General features: G+C 73.6%; 19 protein-coding genes and 1 tRNA gene. 8 read left to right on the top strand and 12 right to left on the bottom strand.

Features of this window, described 5'->3' with window-relative positions; genetic code table 11:
- The first annotated feature begins 265 nt into the window (after nt 1-265).
- From ANAE109_RS10355 to ptsP, 5 genes are all read left to right on the top strand, one after another.
- A complete protein-coding gene (locus ANAE109_RS10355; protein WP_012096812.1) occupies nt 266-466 on the top strand; it encodes a hypothetical protein in 201 nt (66 codons plus the stop codon).
- Nucleotides 467-475: 9 nt separating this feature from the next.
- Nucleotides 476-3,259 (top strand): sensor histidine kinase, encoded by a 2,784-nt coding sequence (locus ANAE109_RS10350; protein ID WP_012096811.1) that lies wholly within the window; start codon nt 476-478, stop codon nt 3,257-3,259.
- Nucleotides 3,256-3,630, top strand: a complete 375-nt coding sequence (locus ANAE109_RS10345; RefSeq protein ID WP_012096810.1) for a response regulator transcription factor — start codon at nt 3,256-3,258, stop codon at nt 3,628-3,630. The genes ANAE109_RS10350 and ANAE109_RS10345 overlap by 4 nt, the downstream gene beginning before the upstream one ends.
- A 63-nt stretch (nt 3,631-3,693) precedes the next feature.
- A complete protein-coding gene (locus tag ANAE109_RS10340) occupies nt 3,694-5,106 on the top strand; it encodes a DUF294 nucleotidyltransferase-like domain-containing protein (RefSeq protein ID WP_143827944.1) in 1,413 nt (470 codons plus the stop codon).
- Nucleotides 5,107-5,358: 252 nt separating this feature from the next.
- The gene (ptsP, locus tag ANAE109_RS10335) at nt 5,359-7,092 is read left to right on the top strand and encodes a phosphoenolpyruvate--protein phosphotransferase (RefSeq protein WP_012096808.1); all 1,734 of its coding nucleotides are present in this window, start codon (nt 5,359-5,361) and stop codon (nt 7,090-7,092) included.
- A 42-nt stretch (nt 7,093-7,134) separates the two neighbouring features.
- Here ptsP and ANAE109_RS10330 read toward each other — a convergent pair whose 3' ends face one another.
- The 8 genes from ANAE109_RS10330 to ANAE109_RS10290 all read right to left on the bottom strand — a co-directional run bounded on the left by ANAE109_RS10330 (nt 7,135) and on the right by ANAE109_RS10290 (nt 16,342).
- Nucleotides 7,135-7,620, bottom strand: coding sequence for an RpiB/LacA/LacB family sugar-phosphate isomerase (locus ANAE109_RS10330; RefSeq protein WP_012096807.1), 486 nt, complete (start codon nt 7,618-7,620; stop codon nt 7,135-7,137).
- Between the two features lie 4 nt (nt 7,621-7,624).
- A complete protein-coding gene (tkt, locus tag ANAE109_RS10325; RefSeq protein WP_083776846.1) occupies nt 7,625-9,742 on the bottom strand; it encodes a transketolase in 2,118 nt (705 codons plus the stop codon).
- A gap of 338 nt (nt 9,743-10,080) precedes the next feature.
- A tRNA-Val gene (locus tag ANAE109_RS10315) sits at nt 10,081-10,152 on the bottom strand.
- Nucleotides 10,153-10,204: 52 nt separating this feature from the next.
- Complete coding sequence (locus ANAE109_RS10310) at nt 10,205-10,522, bottom strand: hypothetical protein (RefSeq protein ID WP_012096805.1); 318 nt, start codon at nt 10,520-10,522, stop codon at nt 10,205-10,207.
- Nucleotides 10,523-10,542: 20 nt separating this feature from the next.
- On the bottom strand, nt 10,543-10,953 hold the full coding sequence (locus ANAE109_RS10305) for an SCP2 sterol-binding domain-containing protein (RefSeq protein WP_012096804.1): 411 nt from the start codon (nt 10,951-10,953) through the stop codon (nt 10,543-10,545).
- A gap of 2 nt (nt 10,954-10,955) precedes the next feature.
- Nucleotides 10,956-12,584: an Hsp70 family protein gene (locus ANAE109_RS10300; protein ID WP_012096803.1), complete on the bottom strand. Its 1,629-nt coding sequence runs from the start codon at nt 12,582-12,584 to the stop codon at nt 10,956-10,958.
- Between the two features lie 23 nt (nt 12,585-12,607).
- Complete coding sequence (locus ANAE109_RS10295; RefSeq protein WP_041448261.1) at nt 12,608-14,806, bottom strand: ATP-dependent helicase; 2,199 nt, start codon at nt 14,804-14,806, stop codon at nt 12,608-12,610.
- Nucleotides 14,807-15,046: 240 nt separating this feature from the next.
- Nucleotides 15,047-16,342: an ISAs1-like element ISAnsp9 family transposase gene (locus ANAE109_RS10290; protein ID WP_011985640.1), complete on the bottom strand. Its 1,296-nt coding sequence runs from the start codon at nt 16,340-16,342 to the stop codon at nt 15,047-15,049.
- A gap of 324 nt (nt 16,343-16,666) precedes the next feature.
- Between ANAE109_RS10290 and ANAE109_RS10285 the strand changes: the two genes are divergently transcribed.
- On the top strand, nt 16,667-17,185 hold the full coding sequence (locus ANAE109_RS10285) for a hypothetical protein (RefSeq protein ID WP_012096801.1): 519 nt from the start codon (nt 16,667-16,669) through the stop codon (nt 17,183-17,185).
- 95 nt (nt 17,186-17,280) lie between these two features.
- Complete coding sequence (locus ANAE109_RS10280; protein WP_012096800.1) at nt 17,281-17,931, top strand: NlpC/P60 family protein; 651 nt, start codon at nt 17,281-17,283, stop codon at nt 17,929-17,931.
- A gap of 20 nt (nt 17,932-17,951) precedes the next feature.
- Here ANAE109_RS10280 and ANAE109_RS10275 read toward each other — a convergent pair whose 3' ends face one another.
- Genes ANAE109_RS10275 through ANAE109_RS10260 form a run of 4 tightly spaced genes read right to left on the bottom strand, consistent with a single transcriptional unit; the run spans nt 17,952 to nt 22,920 of the window.
- Nucleotides 17,952-19,550 carry an amidohydrolase gene (locus tag ANAE109_RS10275; protein ID WP_012096799.1) on the bottom strand — a complete coding sequence of 533 codons (1,599 nt, stop codon included), beginning with the start codon at nt 19,548-19,550 and terminating at the stop codon, nt 17,952-17,954.
- Nucleotides 19,551-19,584: 34 nt separating this feature from the next.
- On the bottom strand, nt 19,585-20,793 hold the full coding sequence (locus ANAE109_RS10270) for a glycosyltransferase family 2 protein (RefSeq protein WP_012096798.1): 1,209 nt from the start codon (nt 20,791-20,793) through the stop codon (nt 19,585-19,587).
- Nucleotides 20,794-20,845: 52 nt separating this feature from the next.
- Nucleotides 20,846-22,462, bottom strand: coding sequence for a zinc-ribbon domain-containing protein (locus tag ANAE109_RS10265; protein WP_012096797.1), 1,617 nt, complete (start codon nt 22,460-22,462; stop codon nt 20,846-20,848).
- A gap of 59 nt (nt 22,463-22,521) precedes the next feature.
- Nucleotides 22,522-22,920 carry a helix-hairpin-helix domain-containing protein gene (locus ANAE109_RS10260; RefSeq protein ID WP_041448260.1) on the bottom strand — a complete coding sequence of 133 codons (399 nt, stop codon included), beginning with the start codon at nt 22,918-22,920 and terminating at the stop codon, nt 22,522-22,524.
- Here ANAE109_RS10260 and hutH point away from each other — a divergent pair.
- Nucleotides 22,919-24,790: a histidine ammonia-lyase gene (hutH, locus tag ANAE109_RS10255; protein WP_369730527.1), complete on the top strand. Its 1,872-nt coding sequence runs from the start codon at nt 22,919-22,921 to the stop codon at nt 24,788-24,790. The genes ANAE109_RS10260 and hutH overlap by 2 nt on opposite strands.
- Nucleotides 24,791-24,805 lie beyond the last annotated feature (15 nt).

The following is a 24,805-nucleotide window of genomic DNA, read 5'->3' as shown; positions in this document are numbered from 1 at the left end:
TCCGTTCCTCCGCGCGGGACGGGTCCCCTCCGGCGCACCATAGCGCAAACGGGTTCCGGCCACGCCCGCGCCAGCACGCCGGCGACCGGTCGCCGGGCCCGCTTCTTTCTGTGAGTCATCAGCGGTGCCGCGAGGGTGTCCTCCACGCGAGCGTGGCGCCTTCGTGTGTCGTCACCATCCGCAGGGGACCATCCGGGTGAGCGCGTCACCTGCGCACCCCGGCGCACCGCGCTATAGTCGCCCTATCCTGCCGCCGGAGGCGTCGATGAACCGCTCGGGTACGACGGGGCCGCGGCTGGTCGCCATCTTCCTGATGGGCGGCGCGCTGCTGAACTACCCGATCCTCTCGCTGTTCGCGCGGCCCAGCGAGATCGCGGGGCTCCCGCTCCTGTACGCGTACGTCTTCGGCGTGTGGAGCCTCGTCATCGGGCTCATGGCCCTCGTGATCGAGCGACGGCGGGAGTAGGAGCCGCGCATGCTCCAGGGCTGGGTGATCGTCGTCGCCTCGTTCGCCTACCTGGGCGTGCTCTTCGCGATCGCGTACTGGGGCGACAAGCGGGCGGAGGCCGGCCGCTCGATCATCGCCAACCCGTACATCTACGCGCTGTCGCTCGCGGTGTACTGCACCACCTGGACGTTCTACGGCAGCGTGGGTCGCGCCGCGTCGAGCGGCATCGGCTTCCTTCCGGTGTACCTCGGGCCGACCCTCATGGTGCCGCTGTGGTGGTACGTGATGCGGAAGATCATCCGCATCAGCAAGGCCTACCGCATCACCTCGATCGCCGACTTCGTCGCGTCGCGCTACGGCAAGAGCCAGCTGCTCGGCGGGCTCGTCACCGTGATCGCGGTGGTCGGGGTCATCCCCTACATCTCGCTGCAGCTCAAGGCGATCTCCGGCAGCTTCACCATCCTGCGGCACTACCCGGACGTCGTCATGCCGGCCAAGGCGCTGGCGCTCCCGTTCCTGCAGGACACGGCCTTCTACATCGCGCTGATGCTGGCGGCCTTCACGATCCTGTTCGGCACGCGCCACCTCGACGCGACCGAGCGGCACGAGGGGCTCGTCGCGGCGATCGCCTTCGAGTCGGTCGTGAAGCTCGCCGCCTTCCTGGCGGTCGGGGCGTTCGTGACCTTCGCGGTCTACCGGGGCTTCGGCGACGTCCTCGGGCAGGCGGCGAAGACGCCGGAGCTGCGCGGGCTGTTGACCGTGCCCGCCACGAGCGGCAGCTACGTCAGCTGGACGTTCCTCACGCTGCTCTCGATGCTCTCGATCCTCTTCCTGCCGCGGCAGTTCCAGATCACCGTCGTGGAGAACGTGGACGAGGGCCACCTGGGCAAGGCGATCTGGCTGTTCCCGCTGTACCTGCTGCTCATCAACGTCTTCGTCCTGCCGATCGCCATCGGCGGGCTCGCGCTGTTCTCGGGCGCGAGGGTGGACGCGGACACGTTCGTGCTCACCCTGCCGATGTTCCGGCGCGAGGAGGCCCTCACCCTCTTCGCCTTCATCGGCGGCCTCTCCGCCGGCACCGGCATGGTGATCGTCGAGACGATCGCCCTCTCCACCATGGTGTGCAACGACCTGGTCATGCCGGTGCTGCTGCGCATGAGGTCGCTCCGCCTCAACGAGTGGCGCGACGTCTCCGGCCTGCTCCTCTCCATCCGCAGGCTGGCGATCGGCGCGATCCTGCTCCTCGGCTACGCGTACTTCCGCGTCGCCGGCGAGGCGTACGCGCTCGTCGCGATCGGCCTCATCTCGTTCGCCGCGGTCGCGCAGTTCGCGCCGGCGATCCTCGGCGGGATCTACTGGCGCGGCGGCACCCGCGCCGGCGCGTTCGCGGGCCTCTCGGCGGGCTTCGCGGTCTGGGCGTACACGCTGCTCCTGCCCTCCTTCGCCAAGTCGGGCTGGCTGCCCGCGAGCTTCCTCAGCGAGGGGCTCCTCGGGGTCGCCCTGCTGAAGCCCCAGCAGCTGTTCGGGCTGACGGGCATGGACGAGATCCCGCACGCCCTGTTCTGGAGCATGCTCGCCAACGTCGGCCTGTACGTCGCGGTGTCCGTCGCGAGCCGGCCGGGGGTCTCGGAGACGAGCCAGGCGGCCCTGTTCGTGGACGTGTTCGAGCGCACGCACGCCTTCGACCGCTCGCGGCTGTGGCGGGGCAGCGCCTCGGTGCAGGACCTGCTGCCGCTCACGGGGCGCTTCCTCGGACCGGAGCGGGCGCGCGAGGCCTTCCTCGCCTACGCGCGGCGGCGCGGCGTCGGCTCCCTCGAAGCGCTGCCCGCGGACGCGGACCTCGTCCACTTCGCGGAGACCCAGCTCGCCGGCGCCATCGGCGGCGCCTCGGCGCGCGTCCTCGTCGCCTCGGTGGTGCAGGAGGAGCCCCTCGGCCTCGACGAGGTGATGGACATCCTCGACGAGGCCTCGCAGGTGCGCGCCTACAGCCGCGAGCTGGAGCAGAAGTCGCGCGCCCTCGAGACCGCCTCCGCCGAGCTCCGCGCCGCAAACGCCCAGCTGCAGGAGCTCGATCGGATGAAGGACGAGTTCATGTCCAGCGTCACGCACGAGCTCCGCACGCCCCTCACCTCGATCCGGGCCTTCTCGGAGATCCTCCGCGACGATCCCAAGGCCCCGATCGCCGAGCGGGTGAGGTTCCTCGCCATCATCGTGAAGGAGTCCGAGCGGCTGACCCGCCTCATCGACCAGCTGCTCGACATGGCCAAGATCGAGTCGGGCAACGCGGAGTGGCACGCGGCGGAGCTGGACGTGCGGGAGGCCATCCAGGACTCGGTCGAGGCGACGAGCCAGCTCTTCCGCGACAGCGGCGTGGAGCTCGCGGTGGCGCTGCAGCCGGCGCCGCGCGTGCGCGCCGACCGCGACCGGCTGGTCCAGGTGATCATGAACCTGCTCTCGAACGCGGTGAAGTTCTGCCCTCGCGGGGGCAGGGTGGAGGTCCGGCTCGCCCCGGCGCCGGAGGGGGTCCGGGTGGACGTACAGGACGACGGCCCCGGCATCAGCCCGGCGGACCAGGACATCATCTTCGAGAAGTTCCGCCAGGTGAGCGACACGCTGACCGGGAAGCCGCGCGGCACGGGGCTGGGGTTGCCGATCAGCCGCAGGATCGTGGAGCACTTCGGCGGGCGGCTGTGGGTCGAGAGCGAGCTGGGACGGGGCGCGACGTTCTCGTTCGTGCTGCCGCTGGACGCAGCCGCGCAGGCCGCCGAGGAGCCGCGGCGCGCCGCGCAGGGGACCGGAGCCGGCCGATGAGCAAGCGCGTCCTGATCGTGGACGACGAGCCGAACATCGTCCTCTCGCTCGAGTACCTCCTGAAGCGCGCCGGCCACGAGACCGCCGTCGCGCCGGACGGGGAGGCGGCGCTGGCGGCGCTGGCCGAGCGGACGCCCGATCTGGTGGTGCTCGACGTGATGCTGCCGAAGCTGAACGGCTTCGAGCTGTGCGAGCGCATCCGCGCCGATCCCCGGTGGAGCGGGACGAAGGTCCTCATGCTCACCGCCCGGGGGAGGGACACCGAGGTCACCCGGGGCCTGCGGCTCGGGGCGGACGCGTACGTGACGAAGCCGTTCTCGACGAAGGATCTCATGGCGCGGATCGACGAGCTGCTCGGCGTGCGCCGCTGAGCGGCGGCCGCTCGGAAGGGAGGGAGCCTCGTGGGCACCGATGGGCGTCGCGCGACGCTGTCCATGTACAGCCCGCTCTCGGCGATCGTCCGCCGTCCGCCGGTGACCGTCCCGCTCGACGCGACGGTGCGCGAGGCCCTCGAGCGGATGGAGCGGACCCGCATCGACTCCATCGTCGTGACGGATCCGGGCGGCGCCCTCCCCCTCGGCATCTTCACCCTCCACGACCTCCTCCGCCGCGTCACGCTGCCGGGCGGCGACCTGCAGCAGCCCATCGTCGCGGCGATGACGGGCGGGCTCGTCACGCTCCGGCCGCAGGCGACCGCGCACCAGGCGGCGCTGCTCATGGCCCGCAACGCGATGGGCCACGTCGTCGTGGTGGACGCCGAGGGCCACCTCGTGGGCGTCGTCTCGCGAGACGATCTGTTCGGCCTGCAGCGCGTCGGCGTGGGCGAGCTCAGCGCCGCCATCGCCTCCGCCCGGGACCTCCCCGCGCTCCGGAGCGCCTCCGCGGAGATCCGCCGCCTGGCCATCGACCTCCTCGCGCAGGGCGTCGGCGCCGAGCCGGTCACGCACTTCACCTCGACGCTCTCGGACCTGCTCACCATCCGCGTCGTCGAGCTGACCCTCGACGAGCACGAGCTGCCGCCCGTCCCGCTCTGCTGGATCGCGCTCGGCTCGGAGGGGCGCCTGGAGCAGACGTTCAGCACCGACCAGGACAACGGCATCGTCTTCGAGGCGGCCGAGGAGGACGCCGACGAGGTGCGCGCCGCGCTGCTCCCGTTCGCGCGCTCGGTGAACGAGAAGCTCGACGCGTGCGGCTACGCCCTCTGCAAGGGCGGCATCATGGCGAGCAACCCCCGCTGGTGCCTCACGCTGGCGGAGTGGCAGCGGGCCTTCGGACGCTGGATCTACGAGCCGAACCAGGAGGACCTGCTGAACTCCGCCATCTTCTTCGATCTGCGCCCCGTCTACGGCGCGGATCGGCTCGCCGAGCAGCTGCGCGAGTGGCTCCTCGCCTCGGCCGCGGACCGCCCCATCTTCTTGCGCTTCATGGCGGACAACGCCCTGAGGTGCCAGCCGCCGCTCGGGACCCTGCGCGACTTCGTCTTCGACAATCGCGCGAAGGAGTTCCCCCACACCCTCGAGCTCAAGATGTACGGCTCGCGGCCGTTCGTGGACGCGGCGCGCATCCTCGCGCTCGCCCGCCGGGTGGCGCACACGAGCACCGCGGAGCGCCTGCGCGCGCTCGGGGACGCCGGCCGGCTCGGCGCCGGCAGCGTCACCGCCATGGTCGACGGCTTCTACTTCATCCACCTGCTGCGGCTGCGGAACCAGGCGACGCGGCCCACCGGCGAGGGCGCGAACCGCGTGGACCCGCGGGATCTCAACGACCTCGACCGCCACGTCCTCAAGGAGGCGTTTCGGCAGGGGCGCAAGCTGCAGAACCTGCTCGTGACCGAGTATCAGCTGTGACCGGGACGCGGGCGCGGCCCCGCGGCGCCGAGCGGCGGCGCCGCCGGTGCGCCCGCCCGGGGGCGAAGTTCACGTCTCGACAGGAGCCACCGGCCGCTCCGTCGCCGCACGAGCGGCCGCGCGTCCGCGCGAGCGAGGCGCCGGCGATCGAGCCGCCGGCCTTCGCCGCGCGCTTCGCCAGGGGACGGCCTGTTCGGATGGCGGTCGCGACCTCCGCGCGCTTATGGGGCCGGGCGCGAGAGGGTCGCTCCAATGCTCAGAGGCACGGGCGTGTCGCCAGGAGTCGCGCGGGGCACGGCCCTCGTCATCGCCTGCGGCTACCGCTCCGCGGCGCCGCGGCGCAGCATCCAGCCGTCGGAGGCCGAGGGCGAGCGGCTGCGCCTCGACGCGGCGCTGGCCGCGGCCGCCGCCCAGCTCGCGGCGCTCCAGGAGGACGTGGGCGAGCGGCTCGGCCCGAGCCAGGCCGAGATCTTCGGCGCCCAGACGCTCGCGGTCCAGGATCCCGAGCTGCGCGAGCGGGTCCTCCGCCGCGTGCGCGAGAAGCGCATCAACGTCGAGGCGGCGCTCTCGGAGGTCATCGACGAGTACCTGAGGATCATCGAGGCGGTCCCCGACACCTACCTGCGCGAGCGGGCGGCCGACGTCCGCGACGTGGGCCGGCGGGTCCTCTCGACGCTCATCGAGCGCCGCGGGCCCTCGAGCCTCGTCATCCCGGCGGGCGCCATCGTGGTGACGGAGGAGCTCCTGCCGTCCGTGACGGCTCGCCTCGAGCTCGACCGCGTCGGCGGCCTCGTGACGGAGCGGGGTCACCGGTTCTCGCACAGCTCGATCCTGGCGCGCTCCCTGGGGACCCCGGCCATCGCGGGGGTGCCCGAGGCGTCGGTCCGGATCAGGACCGGCGATCGGCTGATCGTGGACGGCCTCGCGGGCGTGGTCTTCGTGAACCCCGAGCCGTCGGTGGAGGGCGAGTACGATCGGCTGGAGGCGGAGCTTCGCGCCGGCAAGGAGGAGCTGAGTCACCTCGTGGAGCTGCCGTCGGTGACCCGCGACGGCACGACGGTCCCCCTCTACGCGAACGTGAGCCAGCTCGCGGACACCGAGTCCGCGCTGCGCTTCGAGGCCGACGGGATCGGTCTCTACCGGACCGAGTTCGCGTTCTCGATCCACCCCGCGTTCCCGACGGAGGACGAGCAGTACGAGTCCCTCGCGCGCGTCGCCGAGCGCTTCCACCCGCGCAGGGTCGTCTTCCGCCTGCTCGACCTCGGCGGCGACAAGGTCCTGCCGTACTTCCCCATGCCGCCCGCCCGCAACCCGTCGCTCGCGCAGAGAGGCGTCCGGCTCCTGCTCCGGCACCCGGACGTGCTGAAGCCGCAGCTGCGCGCCCTCCTCCGCGTGAGCGCGGTTCACCCGGCCTCGATCCTGCTCCCGGTCGTCGGCGGGCTCGAGGAGGTGCGGGAGATCCGCGACGTGCTGCGGCAGGTGCAGGCCGAGCTCGCCGCCGAGGGCCGGCCCTTCAACCCCGACGTCCCCCTCGGCGCGATGATCGAGGTCCCCTCGGCGGCCCTGATGGCTCGAACGCTGGCGCGAGAGGTCGCCTTCCTCAGCCTCGGGACGAACGACCTCGTGCAGTACGTGCTCGCGGCCGATCGCGAGGACGAGAGCATCGCCCCCTACTACCAGCCGCTGCATCCCGGCGTGCTGCGCCTCATCGGCTCCGTCGCGGACGCCGCGGTGAGCGCCGGCCGCGAGCTCACCATCTGCGGCGAGATGGGGGGCGATCCGCTCCACACCCGGCTCCTCCTGGGCCTCGGCCTGCGCTCGTTCAGCGTCGCGCCGGGCGAGATGCTCGCGGTGAAGAGCGCGATCCGCGAGACCCGGCTCGACGACGCACGGGATCTCGCGCAGAGGGCCGTGGAGCTCGGATCGGTCGCCGAGGTGGAGGCCCTGCTGGGTGAGCGAGGCGCGGGCGCGCCGGACGCGAGCTGAACGACCGACGGCGTCGCGGATCCCGAGCGCGCGCCGGCGCGCTCAACGCGGCTCCCCCGAGGTGCCGGGCGCTCCCTGGAGCGCGCGCGCCTCTATCCCGCGCGTCTTGGAGATCCGCCGGCGGTGCCGCTCCTCGCCGGAGGGGCGCGCGCCGAGGAAGGCCCCGAGGATCTCCCGGGCGAGCGCCTCGCCGACGACGCGGGCTCCGAGCGCGAGGACGTTCATCGCGTCGTGCTCGACGCCCTGGTGCGCCGAGTAGGTGTCGTGGCACGCGCCCGCGTAGATCCCCGGCAGCTTGTTCGCGGCGATGGCCACGCCGACGCCGCTCCCGCACACGAGGACGCCGCGCTCGGCACGGCCGGAGCGGATCGCCTCGCCGACACTCACCGCGTGGTCGGGGTAGTCGTCCTCCGGCCCCTGGTCGCGGGGGGTGAGATCGACGACCTCGTGCCCCAGGACCGCCAGCTCGGCGCGCAGCATCGCCGCCAGGGCGACGCCCGCGTGGTCCGCGGCGATGGCCACTCGCATCCCGCTAGCCCCCTTCACGCCCGAGGAGCGCGCTGGCGGTCGAGACGATCGCGTCCGGGGTGAACCCGAACCGCGTCTGCAACGCCTTGAGCGGCGCGGAGGCGCCGAACGTCCGCATCCCGACCACGGCCCCTCCGCTCCCCACGTAGCGATCCCAGCCGAACGTGGAGGCCTGCTCCACCGCGACCCGCGCCTTCACGTGGGGTGGAAGCACGCTCGCGCGGTACTCCGGCGGCTGCTGCTCGAAGAGCTCGAACGACGGCAGGCTCACGACGCGCACGCGGACTCCGCGCGCCGCGAGCGTCTCCCCCGCTGCGAGGGCGAGGTGCACCTCGCTCCCCGTGGCCAGCAGGAGGAGCTCGGGCCGGCCGCCGGCGGCGTCGGCGAGGACGTAGCCCCCGCGCGCGAGGCCCGACGCGGGGGCGTAGCGCGTGCGGTCGAGGATCGGCAACGCCTGGCGCGTGAGCACGAGGGCCACCGGGCCGTAGCGACGCTGCATCACCACGCGCCACGCCTCCACCACCTCGTTCGCGTCCGCCGGGCGGATCGTGACGAGCCCCGGGATGGCGCGCAGCGACGCGAGGTGCTCGACGGGCTGATGGGTGGGGCCGTCCTCCCCGAGCCCGATGGAGTCGTGCGTGAAGATCGCGATGACCGGGAGCTCCATCAGGGCGGAGAGCCGGAGGGCCGGGCGCAGGTAGTCGCTGAAGACGAGGAAGGTCGACTCGAACGGTCGCAGCTTCGACAGCGAGAGGCCGTTCGTCACTGCCCCCATGGCGTGCTCGCGGATCCCGAAGTGCAGGTTCCTGCCACCCGGCGTGGCCGCCTCGAGGTCGCCGGCGCCATCGAGCGCGAGGCGGGTCTTCGTGGAGGGGGCGAGGTCGGCGGCGCCGCCGAGGAGCCAGGGCACGTTCGCGGCGACCGCCGTCGCGGTCTTCCCGGACGCGTCGCGCGTGGCGAGCCCCTTCGCGTCGGGCGCGAACGACGGGAGCCCACGGTCCCACCCTTCGGGCAGCTCGCGCCGCTGCATCCGCTCGAGGTCGGCGGCGAGGTCGGGATATCTCGCCCGGTACGCCGCGAACGTCTCCTCCCACGCCTCGCGCAACCGGGCGCCGCGCGCGCCGATCCCCGCGCGGAAGTGCTCGCGCACGCCGTCGGGGACCAGGAACTGCGCGTCCTCCGGCCAGCCGTAGCGGCGCTTCGCGGCGCGGACCTCGTCGTCGCCGAGCGGCTCCCCGTGCGCCTCGGGGGTGTCCTGCTTCCCGGGCGCGCCCCAGGCGATGTGGCTGTCGACGACCACCAGCGTCGGCCGGTCGCCGGTCGCGCGGAAGTGCTCGAGCGCGCGCGTGAGCGCGTCGAGGTCGTTCGCGTCTCCCACGCGCGTCACGCTCCAGCCGAGCGCGACGAACCGGCACGCCACGTCCTCGCTGAAGGCGAGCTCGGTCCGGCCCTCGATGGTGATGCGGTTGTTGTCGTAGATCCAGCAGAGGTTCGGCAGCCGGAGGTGCCCCGCGAGCGACGCCGCCTCGCCGGAGACTCCCTCCATGAGGTCGCCGTCTCCGCACATGGCGTAGACGTCGTAGTCGAACAGCGTGAGGTCCGGTCGGTTGTAGCGGGCGGCGAGCCAGCGAGCGCCGATCGCCAGGCCGACGCTCGTCGCCACGCCTTGCCCGAGCGGACCGGTCGTCGTCTCGACGCCGCTCGTCCACCGATACTCGGGGTGGCCGGGGCACTTGCTGTCCAGCTGGCGGAAGCGCTCGATGTCCCCGAGCTCGACGGCCAGCCGGCCCAGCGTCTCGTAGTCCGGATCGACCGCCCTCACGCCTGCGAGGTGCAGCAGGGAGTAGAGCAGCATCGACGCGTGACCGTTCGACAGCACGAAGCGGTCCCGGTCCGGCCAGATCGGATCCTCCGGGTCGTAGCGCAGGAAGCGCTGCCACAGGACGTACGCGACCGGCGCGAGCGCCATGGGGGTGCCCGGGTGGCCGGAGCGCGCCTTCTGGACGGCGTCCATGGCGAGGGTGCGGAGGGTCGCCACGGAGAGCTGATCGACATCTCGGGCCACCGCGGCCCCCCTTACTCTCGATCCCAAGAGTCTGCGTCCGGTCCGGGCGGAGGGCATCCCCTCGAGCTTCGCGAAAGCGGCGGGCTCGCCGGACCGCCCGAGCGCCGGGGAAGCAGGCGGAGCCGCGCATCACGGCGTGAATCGGCGGCGGCAAACTCGTACTGACAGTAACGAGCACGTCATTCACTGCGCGAGCGGGGTGGGTGCGAGGGTCAAAGCCGCACTCGGGCTCGGTACTGCGATCCTGCTCAACCCGTTGATCTGGTGGCTCGCGCGGCGCGTCGAAACGCGCGCGTACTGCGGGCGGGCCGACCGGGAGACCGGCCGGTCCGTTGTGACCATGGTTGCGACCATGAAAAGGAAAAAGGGGTCAGCGGAAATCCGCTAACCCCCTGTGGGCGCTGCAGGTTTCGAACCTGCGACCCCAGCCGTGTGAAGGCTGTGCTCTACCGCTGAGCTAAGCGCCCGGTGGTTCGAGGCGGCGGAGTATGCCGTCGGTCCCGACCCCTGTCAACGCGATCAGTGCGACGTCGGTCCGCCCGGTCCCTCGCCCGTCCGGCCCGCCTTGTCGAGCTGGTGCGAGAGCTCGCGCGCCTTGCGCTTGATGCGGGCGAGCTGCTTCGCGAGGTCCTGATAGTCCTGCCTGCCGGGGACGCCCGCCGCCTTCATGAGGCGGGTCTGCGCCTCCTCGAGCCGCTTGCGGCCGCGCTGCGCCGCGCCGACGGCCCGCGCCACCGCCTCCTGGCCGCGCGGGTCCTTCATGACCGCCTCCGCCGCCTGGGTGACGAGGCGCGTGCCCGTCGAGAGGAGCCGCTCCGTGAAGCCCTTCCGCGCCATGTTCCGTGTCCTCCTCGCGCTCAGGGAAACTCGGTCGCCACCGCCGCGAGCGCGGCGTCGACCACGTACCGGTAGCCGCTCCGGCGGACGAGCCCCTCGAGATCACCTTCGACCCGGACGCGCCCCGAGAGCGCGGCCTTCACGGGGTCCGCCCCGTTGAAGAGGCCCTTCCACGCACCGTAGGGAGCGCGGACGACGTAGGCGGGCTCGAGCTCCAGGATGTCGTCGGGATCGTCGAGGAACCGCCAGTCGACGACGCGGCCGCGGGCGTGCCGCGCGTAGGCCGCGACGTCGGCGGGCCAGACCGGCCGCTCCGCCTCCACCACGAAGGCCGCGTCCCCGCCGAGCCCGGCGAGCGCGCTCGAGAGGTCGGCCTGCCGGTTCAGCGCCGCGATCACCGCGTCGATCCACTCCCGCGATCCGAACCGCATCCCTACCCTCGCTTCAGCCAGCCGAACAGGCCGCCGCGTCGCTCGCCGTCGTCGTTCGCGGCCGGGGCGAGCCCCCCGGCGCCAGCGGCCTCCCGCCCGCGCGCGTCCTCCGCGAGCGCGCGCCGGAGCGCCTCGGGCGTGTCGCGCGTCGCGAGCTCGAGCTCGGTCATCCCCTTCACCGGATCGTCGAAGCTCACCTTGAGCAGGCACTCCTCGTCCAGCCGGAAGTCGATGCGGCGGCCGGTGGCCGCGGCGGGGAGCCGGATCGAGCCGAGGAACTCGTCGTCCACGACGTGGTCGGAGTCGCCCTGGTAGATGTCGATCTCGATGGGCTTGCCGGGTTCGCGCGGCGGCGGCAGCCGGAAGCTCTTCGCCGCGGGGATGGGCGTGTTCTTGTCGAGGATGCGCCGGAACAGGCTCTGCGGCGTGGCGATGCCGATCGGCATGGAGAGCACGTCCACGAGCGTCACCGAGTCGATCTGCCCGAGCGAGTCGCCCAGGATCGCCGCGCCCAGCGCGACGCACTCGTCGGGGTGGACGCCCTTGCGCGGCGGCTTGCCGAAGTGCTGCTGGATCTTCTGCTGCACGAGCGGCATCCGGCTCTGCCCGCCGACGAGGATGATCTCGTCGATGTCCTGCGGCCGGAGCCGCTTCTCCGCCAGCACCTGGTCGCAGATCTCGAACGTCCGGTCCACCAGATCCAGGCAGAGGTCGTCGAGCTGCTGCCGCGAGAGCGGCACCCGCACGTCGAGGGGGCGGCCCTTCTTCTCCTCGATGAAGGGCAGGTCGATCGTGACGTTCGGGATGAGCGACAGGTCGATCTTGGCCGCCTCGGCGCCCTTCTTCACCCGCTGCATGGCGATGGGAGAGCCGGCGAGGTCGATCTTGTGCTGCCGCCAGAAGTCCTCGAGGACGTAGTCGATGATGCGGTTGTCGAAGTCGACGCCGCCGAGGAAGGTGTCGCCCCCGGTCGCCAGCACCTCGAAGACGTTCCCCTGGAGCTGCAGTACCGAGACGTCGAAGGTGCCGCCGCCCAGGTCGTAGACGAGGATCTTCTGATCGAGCGCGCGGCCGAAGCCGTAGGCGAGCGCGGCCGCGGTCGGTTCATTGACGATGCGTCTCACCTCGAACCCGGCGAGCTTCCCCGCCTCGCGGACCGCCTGCCGCTGCGCGTCCGAGTAGTAGGCCGGCACCGAGATGACCGCCTCGTCGACGTCCTTCTGCAGGAACTGCCCCGCGATCTTGCGGACGTGCGCGAGCACCATCGCGGAGATCTCGGGGAGCGTGCGCACCTCGCCGCCGAGCATCACCGCCGCGTCGCCGTTCGGGCCCTCGACGATGTCGTACGAGTAGTAGTTGCGCAGCTCCTGCACCACCCTCGAGCTCCACTTGCGCCCGATGAGCCGCTTCGCCCCGTAGATGGTGTTCTTCGGGTTCGTGACCAGCTGATCCTTGGCCACGTTGCCGACGAGGAGGTCGCCCCGGTCCGAGAGCGCGACCACGGTCGGCAGGATGAGGTTGCCGCGATCGGTCGGGACGACCTTGGGGATGCGGCTGCGGACGTGGGCGACGCAGGCGTTCGTGGTGCCGAGGTCGATGCCGAGGACGGGCTTCTCACGGGCGGCGGCCATGTGCCCGGATCCTTAGCACGAATCTAGAAGGGCACGTCGTCCCCGTCCCCGGGGTCGTCGTTCGCGGGAGGCAGCTCGCGCGCGTCGATTCCGGGAGCCCCGAGCCGCGGCCGCTCGCCGGGCGTCGGCGCGCCGAAGAGCGCCGGCACCACCCGCGCGTCGCGGGGAGGGAGCTGCCCGGAGGGCGCGGGGGCGGCGCCGAGGGCGGGCGCCGCCGCGCCGGGCTCGTCGAGCTGCCAGCGCTCGAACAGCTCCGGCTCTCCGGGGAGCTCCTCCACGAAGCGCGACGCCTTCATCACCACGCGCTCACGATCGCGGGGCGCGGCGAGGATGGGATACGTGAGGTACAGCTCGTCCTTCGCGCGCGTGCACGCGACGTAGAACAGGCGCCGCTCCTCCTCCTCGCCGTCCCGATCCTTGAGCGCCTGCGCCGAGGGGAAGCGCCCGTCGGACAGCCACACCACGAACACGGCGCGCCACTCCAGGCCCTTCGCCTGGTGCACCGACGAGAGGACCATCTTCTCGTCGGGGTCGCCTCCCTCCGACACCGTCTCGGCCGTGAGCTCGGTGAGGAGCGAGATCTCGGCGAGGAAGGTCTCCGTGTCCTCGTAGCCGCGCGCGTACTCGGCGAGCTGGCGGAGGTCCTCCACGCGCGAGTCGGCGTTCAGGAACTCGGCGCGGAGGTAGTCCTCGTAGCCGCCCTCGATGACCTTCTCGATCGCCTCTCCGGGCAGCTCGGCGGTGGGCTTGCGAGAGAGGGCGCGCAGCAGCTCCGCGAGCTTGCGGTAGCCGGCGCGCCCCTTCGGCGGGACGTGAGAGGCCACGTCCGGCGCGAGGAGCTCGTCCACGGTGCCGGCCCCCCGCTGCCGCCGGGCGAGGAACGCGTTCCAGACCCCCTCCGCGGTGGCCGTGCCGACGCCGGGCGTGATCTTGAGGCAGCGCTTCAGGGCGAGCTCGTCGCCGGGGTTCCGCACGAAGCGCAGGTGGGCGAGGACGTCCTTCACGTGCGCCGCCTCGAAGAAGCGCACCCCGCTCCGCACCACGAAGGGGATGCCGCGGCGCGCCAGCTCGAACTGGATCTCCATCGCGTGGTGGTGGGCGCGATAGAGGACGGCGATCTCCGGCAGCGGGATGCCCTCGTCGCGCAGCTCGAGGACGCGCTGCGCGACGAACGCCGCCTGCTGCTGGACCTCGCGGCAGGGCACCACCGCCGGGAGCGTGCCGTCGGGGCGGACGCTCGTGAGCTCCTTCTCGAACTGCCGCACGTTCGCCGCGATGGAGGCGTTCGCGAGCCCGAGGATCTGCGGGGTGGAGCGGTAGTTGACGGTCAGGTCGTAGCGGCGCGCGTCGGGGTAGCGCTTCTCGAACTCGAGGATGTTCGCGAAGTGCGCGCCCCGGAAGGCGTAGATGCTCTGCGCGTCGTCGCCGACCACGCAGAGGTTGCGGTGCTCGCCCGCGACGAGGTCCACCACGTCGCCCTGCAGCCGGTTCGTGTCCTGGTACTCGTCCACGAGCACGTGACGGTAGCGGCCCGCGACCGCCCGCCGGACCGCCTCGCGCTCGGCCAGCAGGATCTTCCAGTTGAGGAGCAGGTCGTCGAAGTCCATCGCGTTCAGCTCGTGCTTCCGCTCGGCGTAGCGGCGCGCGACGCGCAGGACGTCGTCGGTGAGCGGGACGAACTGCGGGCGGCGGTCGGCGAGGACGTCGGCGAGCGGCGTCTGGGTGTTCACCGCCATCGACACGAGGTCGATGAGCACGTCCGCCTTGGGGAAGCGGCGCGCGCCGACGGCGAGGCCGCAGTCGGCGATGGCGGCGCTCATGACGTCGCTCGAGTCCTCGCGGTCGAGGATCGAGTAGCCCTTGCGGTAGCCGAGCTCTCCCCCGTGCTCGCGCAGGAGCTGGTGGGCGACGTGGTGGAAGGTTCCGCCCGTGATCTGACGGGTGTCGAGCCGGCAGACCTCCCCGACGCGGCGGAGCATCTCCTGCGCCGCCTTGTTCGTGAACGTGAGGAGGAGGATCGACTCGGGAGAGGCGCCCTCCGCGAGCAGCCGCGCCACGCGCCAGGTGAGCGTGCGCGTCTTGCCGGAGCCCGCGCCGGCGACCACCAGGATCGGCCCGTCGCCCGCCTCGACGACGGCGATCTGCTGGTCGTTGAGCAGCCCCTGGTAGTTGAGGGCGCGCGCCGGCGGGGCGGCGGATTTGAGCTGGTAACGCCGGGACATACGTTCAGGGAGGTGCAACCTAGCAGGGCGGTCCGACACGGGTCCAGCCTGCCCCGGCCCCGCTCAGACCTGATCGGTCACGCCGATCCCAGGGTTAGGCTCTCGTTCCGGGGTGCCGGGCCGGCGGTCGGCCTGGACGTCGAGGCAAGCAGCGGCCGCAGCCGGCCGGCGCCGACGCGCCCGCCGCCCGCCCTCAGGTCCCTTCGATGTTCGCTCGCCGCGGGTAGGAGCCCGGCGATGTCAGCGTGTGGCGACGGCGAGCGAGCGAAGACGCAGGTTCTCGACGTGCTCCGCGGAGAGGACGATGAGCGCGTCGCGCACCCAGCGCAGCAGGGCGAGCCAGCGCATCGCGCGGTGGTCGTCCGAGCGGAGCGTCACCGCCCGGAAGAGCGCGAGCAGCGTGTACGCGATGCGGCGGAGCAGGAGCACCGCCAGCATGCCGTTCGCGTCGGCGGCGATCCACGGCCGCTCGTCCTCGGCGAAGGCGGTGTCGAGCGTGTGGTGGTTGTTGTTCTCGACACCCCAGTGCGCGCGGACGACCTGGAGCCACTGGTCCGGCGTGAGCTGGTCGGCCGCTCGGCTCGACACGAAGAGCCGACTGTCACGCTCGATCACGACGCCGGAGCGGCGCACCGTCGAGGTCACGCGCAGGAAGGTCCTCGCATGCGACCAGACCGACTCCTCGGGCCCTTTGCCCGCGCCGTATCCGTGGCTCGGGTCCACGGCGAGGATCTGGATCTCGCGCGTTGCCGTCGTCGCGTTGTCGAGGACGTCCTCGCGCCGCGCCGCGATCTCGTGCGGGTCGAGCAGCTCGGTCGCGAGCTTCACCATCGTGAAGTGATCGTTCTTTAGGGCGAACACGTAGTCCTTGCCCGCCGCGACTACCGCAGCGCCGTTGGCTTCGGACAGCGCGCCCGCGTCGTAGGTCACCACCTGGAACAACGCGCCGTAGGTCTCAACGAGGCCCGCGAGGACGTGCTGGAAGTGACCCGCCTCGTTCGTCTCCGCCGGGATCGGGACCGCGTCGATGCACGGCCGCCCCGGCGCCGAGACGAGCGCGCAGGTGACCGTGCGGGCGAGGCCGTAGGGCAGCCCGACGTCGGGGTGCTGGTTCTGGATGAGCGGATGGTTCAGCGTCGGCAACGCCGTGACCTTGCCGTCGAGCGCGACCACCCCGACCGGCAGGTCCACCGGCGTGAGCGCTTTGCGGCGCCACGCGGCCCGCACGAGCCGGTGCAGCGCCGCGCGAAGCCCGTCGAGCGGCACGGCGCAGAGCGCGTCGCGCGCCGTGGTGTCCGGAAGCCGTCGTGGCACGCTGGCGAGCCGGCGTGCCGCGGGGCTCATCCCGTCGGTCAGCTCCTCGGCCTCGGCCAAGCTCCGCGCCCCGGCCACGATGCCGAGAAGGACCCCCGTGAGGATCTCCGCCAGCGACCAGCGTCCCTCCCTGGCGCGGACGTCGGGCACCGCCTCAAGGTCCAGCTCCGGGAGGCGGGCACGCAGCAGCCCGGCCACCCGGCGAACTCGTCTTTCCCTCACCGATCTCCTCCCGTAAGATCTCGGGGTCGTTGGCTCACGCCGGGCTCCTACCCAGCGACAGGCCGTTCGCGGCGGGTGATCGGCTAGGATCACCCGCCGCTCTTTCTTCGTACCCTCGGTGAGATCAGCGTGCGAACTTGCGCACGCCGGGTCGTGGATCGGCTTGGACCTCAACCCTGCGGCGCTGCTCAGGGACGCCGGCGGCCGCCCGACTGGTCACCAATCAGGTCTGCGGCCCCGCTTCCTCCGCCACGGCCGGTCTCGTGTGGCGAGCGCGCCCGGCCAGCCCCTCGGCAGCGCCCCGCGCCGTGATATGCCCGAGCCATGGGAAAGCTCGCGAGCACCCTCCTCATCGCCGCCGGCGCCATCTGGACCCTGGGCATGGGCTGGCTCTCCGCGAACATCGGGCTGGCCCTGTCGCGCTCCGGGGATGCCCCGCTCGTCGCGAAGGCAGCCGACGCGCCGGCGGAGCGCTGGCTGCGGCTCGAGGACGCCGAGCCCCGCTGCGACACACGCACGGTGAGCAAGAGCCACACGTTCTACCTCGCCGTGCCGCGGGACGGCGGCGCGCCCTTCGTCGTGCAGCGGGCGGGCGACGTGCCCTGTGCGGCCGGCCCGCTGGAGGGCGGGTTCGTGCCCGGCACGTACACGCGCGAGTTCCTCCAGAAGCGCTTCGGCGTCGGCTTCGCGGGCGACGGCGAGCTGCGGATCTTCACCGAGGCGCTCTCGCGTGGCTACCTGAAGTCCTCGCTCGCGCGCACCCTCGCGTTCCTCTCGCTGGGCCTCCTCGTCCTCGTCCTCGGGTTGCGCTCCCTGAAGCGGCTGCGCGCGGCGCGGGGGTAGCCTTCGGGAGGGCTCGTTCCCCGGCGCTCGCGGCGACCCGCGCGCGCCGAGGAGAAAATTGGACGCACGTCGCGCCGTGCGTACCATCTGCGTCGATGTCGCCGAGCCGCGGAAGTCTCCTGGCGCTGGCCCTCCTCGCGACGGGCTGCGCCGGGCGAGAGCTCGCGGCGAGGCGCGACCCCCTGCCCCCGCCCGCCCCCGGGATCCGGACCGGCTCCTTCACGGGAGCCGGTCCGGAGACCGGACTCGCCCGCCCGGGGACGCCGCGCGTCGCCTCGCAGGTCTCCGTGCCGCGCGCCATCGAGACGGCGGCCGGCCTGCTCGGAGCGAGCGCCATCGTCGTCGGCGGCGTCGATCACGGCGACGGCTGCGACGCGCTCGTCCGGGCCGCGCTCGCCGAGGGCGGCATCGCGATCGCGCAGGGGGACGCGAGCGCCCTGCACGCTGCCGCCGGGGGCCGCGGGCTCGTCCGGCGCGGGAAGGCCCGGCCCGGCGACCTCGTCTTCCTCTCCGACCGTCCCGGCGGCCCGGTCGAGCACGTGGGCCTGGTGGAGCGGGTGGGCGCGGACGGGGTGGTCGTCTTCCTGCATCGTACGGCGCGCGGCGTGGCCCGGCTGCACCTCACGGCGTCGAGCCCGTGGAAGGCGCGCACCGACGAGGGCAAGGCGCTGAACGACGTGCTCATCGTGGGAGCCGGGCGCGTCACCACGGGCCGGCTGCTCGTGGGCTACGCCACCCCGCGCTGAGCTGCGCGCTGGGGCTCGGGCTACGGCTCGCGCTCGAGCCGGCCTCCCACGATGGCGTGGGTCACGGGGAGCGCCGGGAGCGCGCTCGCGGGAACCGACAGCACGTCCGCCGCGAACGCCGTCAGGTCCGCGTCGAACCCCTCTCGGATCATCCCGCGCCGCCCCTCGGCGAAGGCCGCGAAGGCGGCGCCCGCGGTGAACGCGCGGAGCGCCTCCTCGCGCGCGAGCCGCTCGTCCGGGAGGAACGGCGCGGGCGCGCCGGCCGCGAGCCGGGTCTCCGCGGCGGCGAGGCCGAGCCTCACGTCGGGGCTCTCGATGGGGAAGTCCGAGCCGAAGGCGAGCGGGACGCCGGCGCGGAGCACCGAGCGCCACGCGTAGGCTCCGGCGAGGCGCGGGGCCGAGGCGTCGAGGCGGTCAGGCACCCAGGGTGCGTCGCTCGTCGCGTGCGAGGGCTGCATGGACGCGACGATCCCGGCCGCCGCCAGGCGGGGCGCGTCGGCGAGCCGCAGGATCTGGAGGTGCTCGATCCGCGGTCGCAGCGCGCGCACCGCGCCGCGCTCACCCGCGGCCTCGATGGCGGCGATCGTCTCGGAGATGGCGCGGTCGCCGATCGCGTGGACCGCCGGCTGGAACTCGGCCCGGACGACCGCCCGGACCTTCTCGCGCAGCAGCGCGGGCGCGGTGAGGAAGAGTCCGCGGTTCCCGCGATCGTCCGCGTAGTCCTCGTGCAGCGCCGCGCCCCGGCTCCCCAGCGCGCCGTCCGCGTAGAGCTTCACGGCGCGCACGGTGAGCCGGCCCACCTCCGGCGTGGCCTTCCAGGGCGCCATCCGCGCCTCGAGGTCTCCGACCGAGCCCTCCCCCTCGAGCATCGCATACACCCGGAGCGGCAGCCGGTCCTCGGCGGCGAGGCGGCGGTAGACCTCGAGCACCTCGGGGGTCACGCCGGCGTCGTGCGCCGCGGTGATGCCCAGCCGGACGAGCGCGTCCATCCCGCGCCGGAGCGCCTCCTCGATCTCCAGGGCCGACGGCGGCGGGATCCGCTTCAGCACCAGATCCATCGCCGCGTCCACGAGGACTCCGGTCGGCCGTCCTCGCGCGTCGCGCACGATCTTCCCGCCCGTCGGATCCTGCGTGTCCGGCCCGACGCCGGCCGCGGCGAGGGCGGCCGCGTTCGCCCAGCCCGCGTGCCCGTCGATCCGGGCGAGGAAGACCGGATGCGCCGGCACCGCGCGCGAGAGCTTCGCCTCGGTGGGGAACGCCTGCCCGGCCCAGCGGTTCTGGTCCCAGCCGCGGCCGCGAATCCAGCTGCCCGCCGGCAGCGCCCGGGCCCGCTCCGCCGCGCGGGCCACGCACGCGTCGTCGCTCTCCAGCCCGGCGCAGCTCACCTCGAGCGCCGCGCGCCCGAGTCCCATCACGTGGCCGTGGGCGTCCACGAGCCCGGGCACCGCGCTGCCGACCTCCAGGCGTCGGGCCCCCGGGCCCGCCCGCGCCGTGCACGCCTCGACGCTGCCCACGCAGGCGAAGCGGCCGTCGCGGACCAGCGCGGCCCGCGCGAGCGGCTGCGCGGGATCGAGGGTGTGGAGGAGGCCGAGGACGAGGAGCTCGGGGGCGTACGGCATGCCCCGGCTCTGTAGCCGGTCGGCGCGCCCCGCGCTACGCGGCGCGCACGCCCGGCGGCGGCGCCACCCGCTCGGTGCGCTCCCACGTGGCGCGCTGCGTCCCTCGCACGAACCTCCAGAACCCGACCGCCAGGGCGGCGTTCATGGCGACGAAGTAGCGCGCGAGCGACACCGCGCGGCGGAGCCTGCCGGTCACCGCGCGCGGACCCGCCAGCGCGAGGCCGTAGAACACGAGCTGTCCGAGGAGGAGCGCGCGGTAGAGCCAGGCGCCCGGCTGCGCCGCCAGCGGCACGTTGGTGACCAGCGCGATCGCGAGCAGGAAGGGCGTCATCCAGCGCAGCAGCTTGTGGGAGACGAAGGAGAAGAAGAGGAACCCGGAGCGCGGGTCGAGCAGGTCCGGCACGCGCACCAGCGCCTGCCAGTCGCCCGCGCCGATGCGCGCTCGGCGCACGAACTCCCGGCCCGCGTCCTCCGTCGTCTCCTCGTGGGCCACCGCGTCCGGCTCGTACGGCACCTTCCAGCCGCGCACGGCGATGCGGACCGGGATCACGAAGTCGTCGATGATCGTGTCGGGGGCGATCGGGCTGAACAGGACCCGGCGGATCGCGTAGATCCCGCCGTTCGCCCCCAGCACCGCGCCGTGCTTCCCCTCGTAGTACTTGAGGGCCGTCTCGTACTTCCAGTAGAGGCTCTCCTCGAACTCGGCGCGGGTCGGGTTGTAGAGCCGCAGCCGCCCGACCACCGCGCCGACCGCGGGATCGGCGAAGCGGCGCACCAGCGCGCGGACGGCGCCCGGCTCGAGCATCACGTTCGCGTCGGTGAGGACGACGATGTCGCCCCTCGCGCCGGGCACGAGCCTGGTGATCGCCGAGGGCTTTCCGGCGCGCGGGGCGATCTCGTGCACGGTCACGCGGTCCCCGCCCACCTCGCGCGCGATGCGGGCGGTCCCGTCGGTGCACCCGTCGCAGCCCACCACGATCTCGAGCCGGTCCGGCGGATAGTCGAGGGCGAGGCAGTTCTCGATCTTCTGACGGATGCAGGCCTCCTCGTCGAAGGCGGAGAAGACGATCGAGACGCGCGGCCACGCCTCGTCGACCCGCCGCGCGCGCCGATCTGCGCCGCCGGAGACGAAGCGCAGGGCCGAGAGCGCCTCACGGCAGCCGTCCCAGACGAGGAGGACGAGGAGGTAGCCGGCGTAGCTGAAGGCGACGAGCCCGAGGGAGAGCCAGAAGAGGGTCGACATCGAGCCTGGCCCTCGCAACGCGCGGGCCACGCTCGCGAGCTCCAGCGGGGCGCTACCCGCCGCCGATCGGCTCGTCGTAGACGGCCGGCTCGCGGGAGGGTCGGCGTCCGCTCTCCGGCACCTCCGGGGGCGCGATCTGCGGCATCGCGGAGGCCGGAGCGACCTCCGGGATGCTCGCCGGAGCGAGCCCGCTCTGCGCGGGACCCCGGGAGGTCGAGGCGGCGGTGCCCACGGGGGCACTGGCCGCGCCACCCACGGCTGACGCTCCGCCTCCGGCGCCGGCCGGATCCGGCACCGGCGCAGCGGCGGTGGTGGACCCCGAGGCGGGCGCTCCAGGGACAGTGCCGGGCGCGCGCTGGGCAATCGGCTTCCTCGGAAGTGGCGAGAGGTTCCCTTCCGGCGCCAGGGCGCCCGCCGCCGCGGCGCGGGCGGAGAGCGCCGCGCGCACAGCCCTGGCACCCTCGTGGCGCGGGTTCGCGGCGAGCAGGCGGTCGAGCGTCGCGCCGGCCTCCTCCGGTCTTCCGAGCGCGGCCTGGACGCGGGCGAGCAGCTGGCGGGCGCGGAGGAGCGCGGGGGTCCGCGCCGTGAGCGCGGCGAGCTTCACGGCCGCCCGCTCCTGGGCCGGCCGCTGCGCGTCCGCTGCGTCGACGGCCGCGTCCACGAGGTCCAGCCACGGGTCGCGCTCGCCCGGCGAGCCGCCGGCGCTCGCGAGCGCCAGCGCCTCGTCGCGCTCGCCCGCGGCGGCGTGCATGGCCGCGCGGGCCCGCACGACGGCGGAGGCGTCCTTCAGCTCGGTCGCGAGCGGCCCCAGCGCCTCTCGGGCGGAGGCGACCAGGGCCCGCGCGCGCTGCTCCAGGGCGACGGACTCGGAGTCGAGGGCCGCCGCCTTCGCCGCCATGGCGCGCTCCGCGGCTTCCCACCCCGGGGCCTGCTCGCGCAGGACCCGCTCGCGCTCGGCCTGACCGGCGGCGTGCTCCGCGGCGACGGCCTGCGATCGCTCGCGCAGCGCGCTCGCCTGCGCGACCTGCACGAGCGCGCGATCGGCGGCGGCGGAGCGGAGCCCCGGCTCGAGCCGGAGCGCGTCGTCGAGGCGCGCCACGGCGCGCTCGAGGCTGCCCTCGTCGTCGAGGGCGAGGAGCGCGAGCGCCTCCGCCTGCGCGCTCGCCGCGCCGGGATCGACGCGACCGCGGAGCAGCAACCAGCCGGCCGCGCTCACGAGCAGCGCCCCGACCGCGATGGCCGGAACGAGCCAGCGCAACCGCGCGCTCCAGCGGAGCCGGGACTCGAACGCGCCGACGGTGTCGCGGCGCAGCACCGGGTGGGCGCGCACGCCCGCGCCCGGACCCGGGGTGGGGCGATAGACGGACGGCGTCGAGGCGCGCGCGGTGCGCGGCTCGCGGGTCCCCGCGCCCTCCGCGAGCGGAGCGCGCGGCGGAGAGGGAGGGACGTCCTCCGGCTCGTCGCGCGAGGGAGGCGGAGCGGCGGCGACGTCGTCGCGAGCGCGGACCTCGGCAACGGCGAGCGGCGCTCCTTGGCCCTCACTTTGGGCGGGAGGCCGCGCGGTGAACACGTGATCGCAACGAGTGCACTGCACCGACGAGCCCTCGGGCGCGAGCAGCGCCTCGTCGAGCTCGTACAGGGTCGAGCAGCGTTCACAGCGGATGTTCAAAGGCTCTACCTCCCGTCCCTTTTGCGCGGGACAGGGTACTCCAGCTCCCTGACCGGTCGCTACGGCTCCAGCGCCAGGGCGGGCCGCGCCCGGGCGAGCCGCTTCGGGCCGATCCCCCGCACGCGCAGGAGCGACTCGACGTCGGGGAACGGCCCGTTGCGCGTGCGGTCCGCGACCACCTCGGCGGCGAGTCGCCGCGACAGCCCGGGGACGAAGGCGAGCTCGCGCGCAGTGGCGCGGTTCGGGTCCACCGGAAGCCCGAGCGCGAGCCGCTCGTCCGAGGCGAGCGGCCGCTCCGGCGCGGGGTCCGCGGCGCAGCCGAGCCAGTGACGAGGGTACGCTCCGCGTCCGGAGAGCGCGCATGAGCCCGGTGCCGCGGGCGTCTCCAGGATCTCGCGCAGCGGCGCAGCCGAGAGCGCCGCGAGCAGCACGAGGAGCAGGGCCAGCCGGTGCGCCATGCCCGGTGGCCGGAGCAAGAGGCGCGCCGGTGTGCGACGCGCTCCCACCTCCCCGGCGCGCGGTCGGAGCTCTCCTCCTCAGGCGCCTCGCAGGGGGCGTTCGCCGCACGTCCCGGGACAAGGCCGAGACCCGGGTATAGGGAAGGCGCACATGAGCCACGGCGCGAATGGCAAGGAGATCCGGACCCACGTCCTCCTCGACGGCGACACCCTCACGCTGGAGGAGGTCGAGGCGGTGGCGCTGGGGCGCGCGCGGGCGGAGCTCTCCCCCGGCGCGCGCGAGCGGGTGCGGCGGTCGCGGGCGCTCGTCGAGGCGCGCCTCGAGGACGGCGAGCCGCACTACGGCATCAACACCGGGTTCGGCACGCTCGCGGAGGTGCGCATCGACCGCCCCGACCTCGAGCGGCTGCAGCGCAACCTCGTCCTCTCCCACGCCGCGGGGGTCGGCGCGCCGCTCCCGCTCGCCGAGGCGCGCGCCCTCATGCTGCTCCGCGCGAACGTGCTCGCGAAGGGGGTCTCGGGAATCCGGGAGGAGACCCTGGACCTCCTGCTCGCGCTCCTCGAGCGCGGGGTGATCCCCGTCGTGCCGGAGCGTGGCTCCGTAGGCGCGTCCGGCGACCTCGCCCCCCTCGCCCATCTCGCCCTCCTGCTGATCGGCGAGGGGGAGGCCTTTCTTCTTGCTGGGGGGCGCGATGATGCTGCGCCCCCCAGGCCCCCCCTCGCTCCGGGGCAGCCTCATCCGGCTGCCCCTGCGCTCGCCGCTGGGGGGCGCGATGATGCTGCGCCCCCCAGGCCCCCCCTCGCTCCGGGGCAGCCTCATCCGGCTGCCCCTGCGCTCGCCGCCGAGCACCACCGCCTCGCCGCGGAGCGCTTGCCCTCGCGGGAGGCGCTTCGCCGCGTGGGACTCGCACAGGTCGTGCTGCAGCCGAAGGAGGGGCTGGCGCTCGTCAACGGGACGCAGGCGATGGCGGCAGTCGGGACGCTCACGCTGCTCCGAGCCGAGCGGCTCGCCGCGCTCGCCGACCTCGCCGGCGCGATGACGCTCGAGGGGCTCCTCGGCTCGCACCGCCCGTTCGCCGCGGAGATCCAGGCCGTCCGCGGCCAGCCCGGCCAGATCGCGGCGGCGGCGCGCCTGCGCGACCTGCTCTCGGCGTCGGAGCTGAACGCCTCGCACCAGGGGCCCGGATGCCACAAGGTGCAGGACCCCTACTCGCTCCGCTGCATGCCCCAGGTCCACGGCGCCGCCCGGGACGGGATCGCCTTCTGCCGGGCCACCCTGGGCCGCGAGGTGAACGCGGCCACGGACAACCCGCTCGTCTTCCCGGATACCGGCGAGATCGTGTCGGGCGGCAACTTCCACGGCCAGCCGGTGGCGCTCGCGCTGGACGTCCTCGCGATCTCCGCGTCGCACCTCGCGGCCATCTCGGAGCGGCGCGTCGAGCAGCTCGTGAACCCGTCGCTCTCGGGGCTGCCGCCGTTCCTGGCGCCGCGCCATGGCCTCAACTCTGGGTTCATGATCGCGCAGGTGACGAGCGCGGCGCTGGTCTCCGAGAACAAGGTCCTCTGCCACCCCGCCTCGGTGGACTCCATCCCGTCCTCGGCGGGGCGGGAGGATCACGTGTCGATGGGCATGACCGCGGCGCTCAAGGCGCGGCAGGTGGTCGAGAACGTCCGCACCTGCCTCGCCATCGAGCTGCTCGTGGCGGCCCAGGCGCTCGATCTCCGCGCCCCGCTGCGCCCCGCGGCGAAGGTCGCCGAGGCGCACCGGCGGATCCGCGAGGCCGTTCCGCGCCTCGACGAGGACCGCGAGCTGCACCGCGACATCGAGGCGGTCTGCCGGCTCGTGGACGGCGGCCGCCTCGACGTCTGAGCCGAGTCGCCCGGC

Source organism: Anaeromyxobacter sp. Fw109-5 (assembly GCF_000017505.1).
Lineage (GTDB): Bacteria > Myxococcota > Myxococcia > Myxococcales > Anaeromyxobacteraceae > Anaeromyxobacter.
The sequence above is the reverse complement of the archived record's forward strand: the minus strand, read 5'-3'. Positions and strand labels throughout refer to the sequence as shown.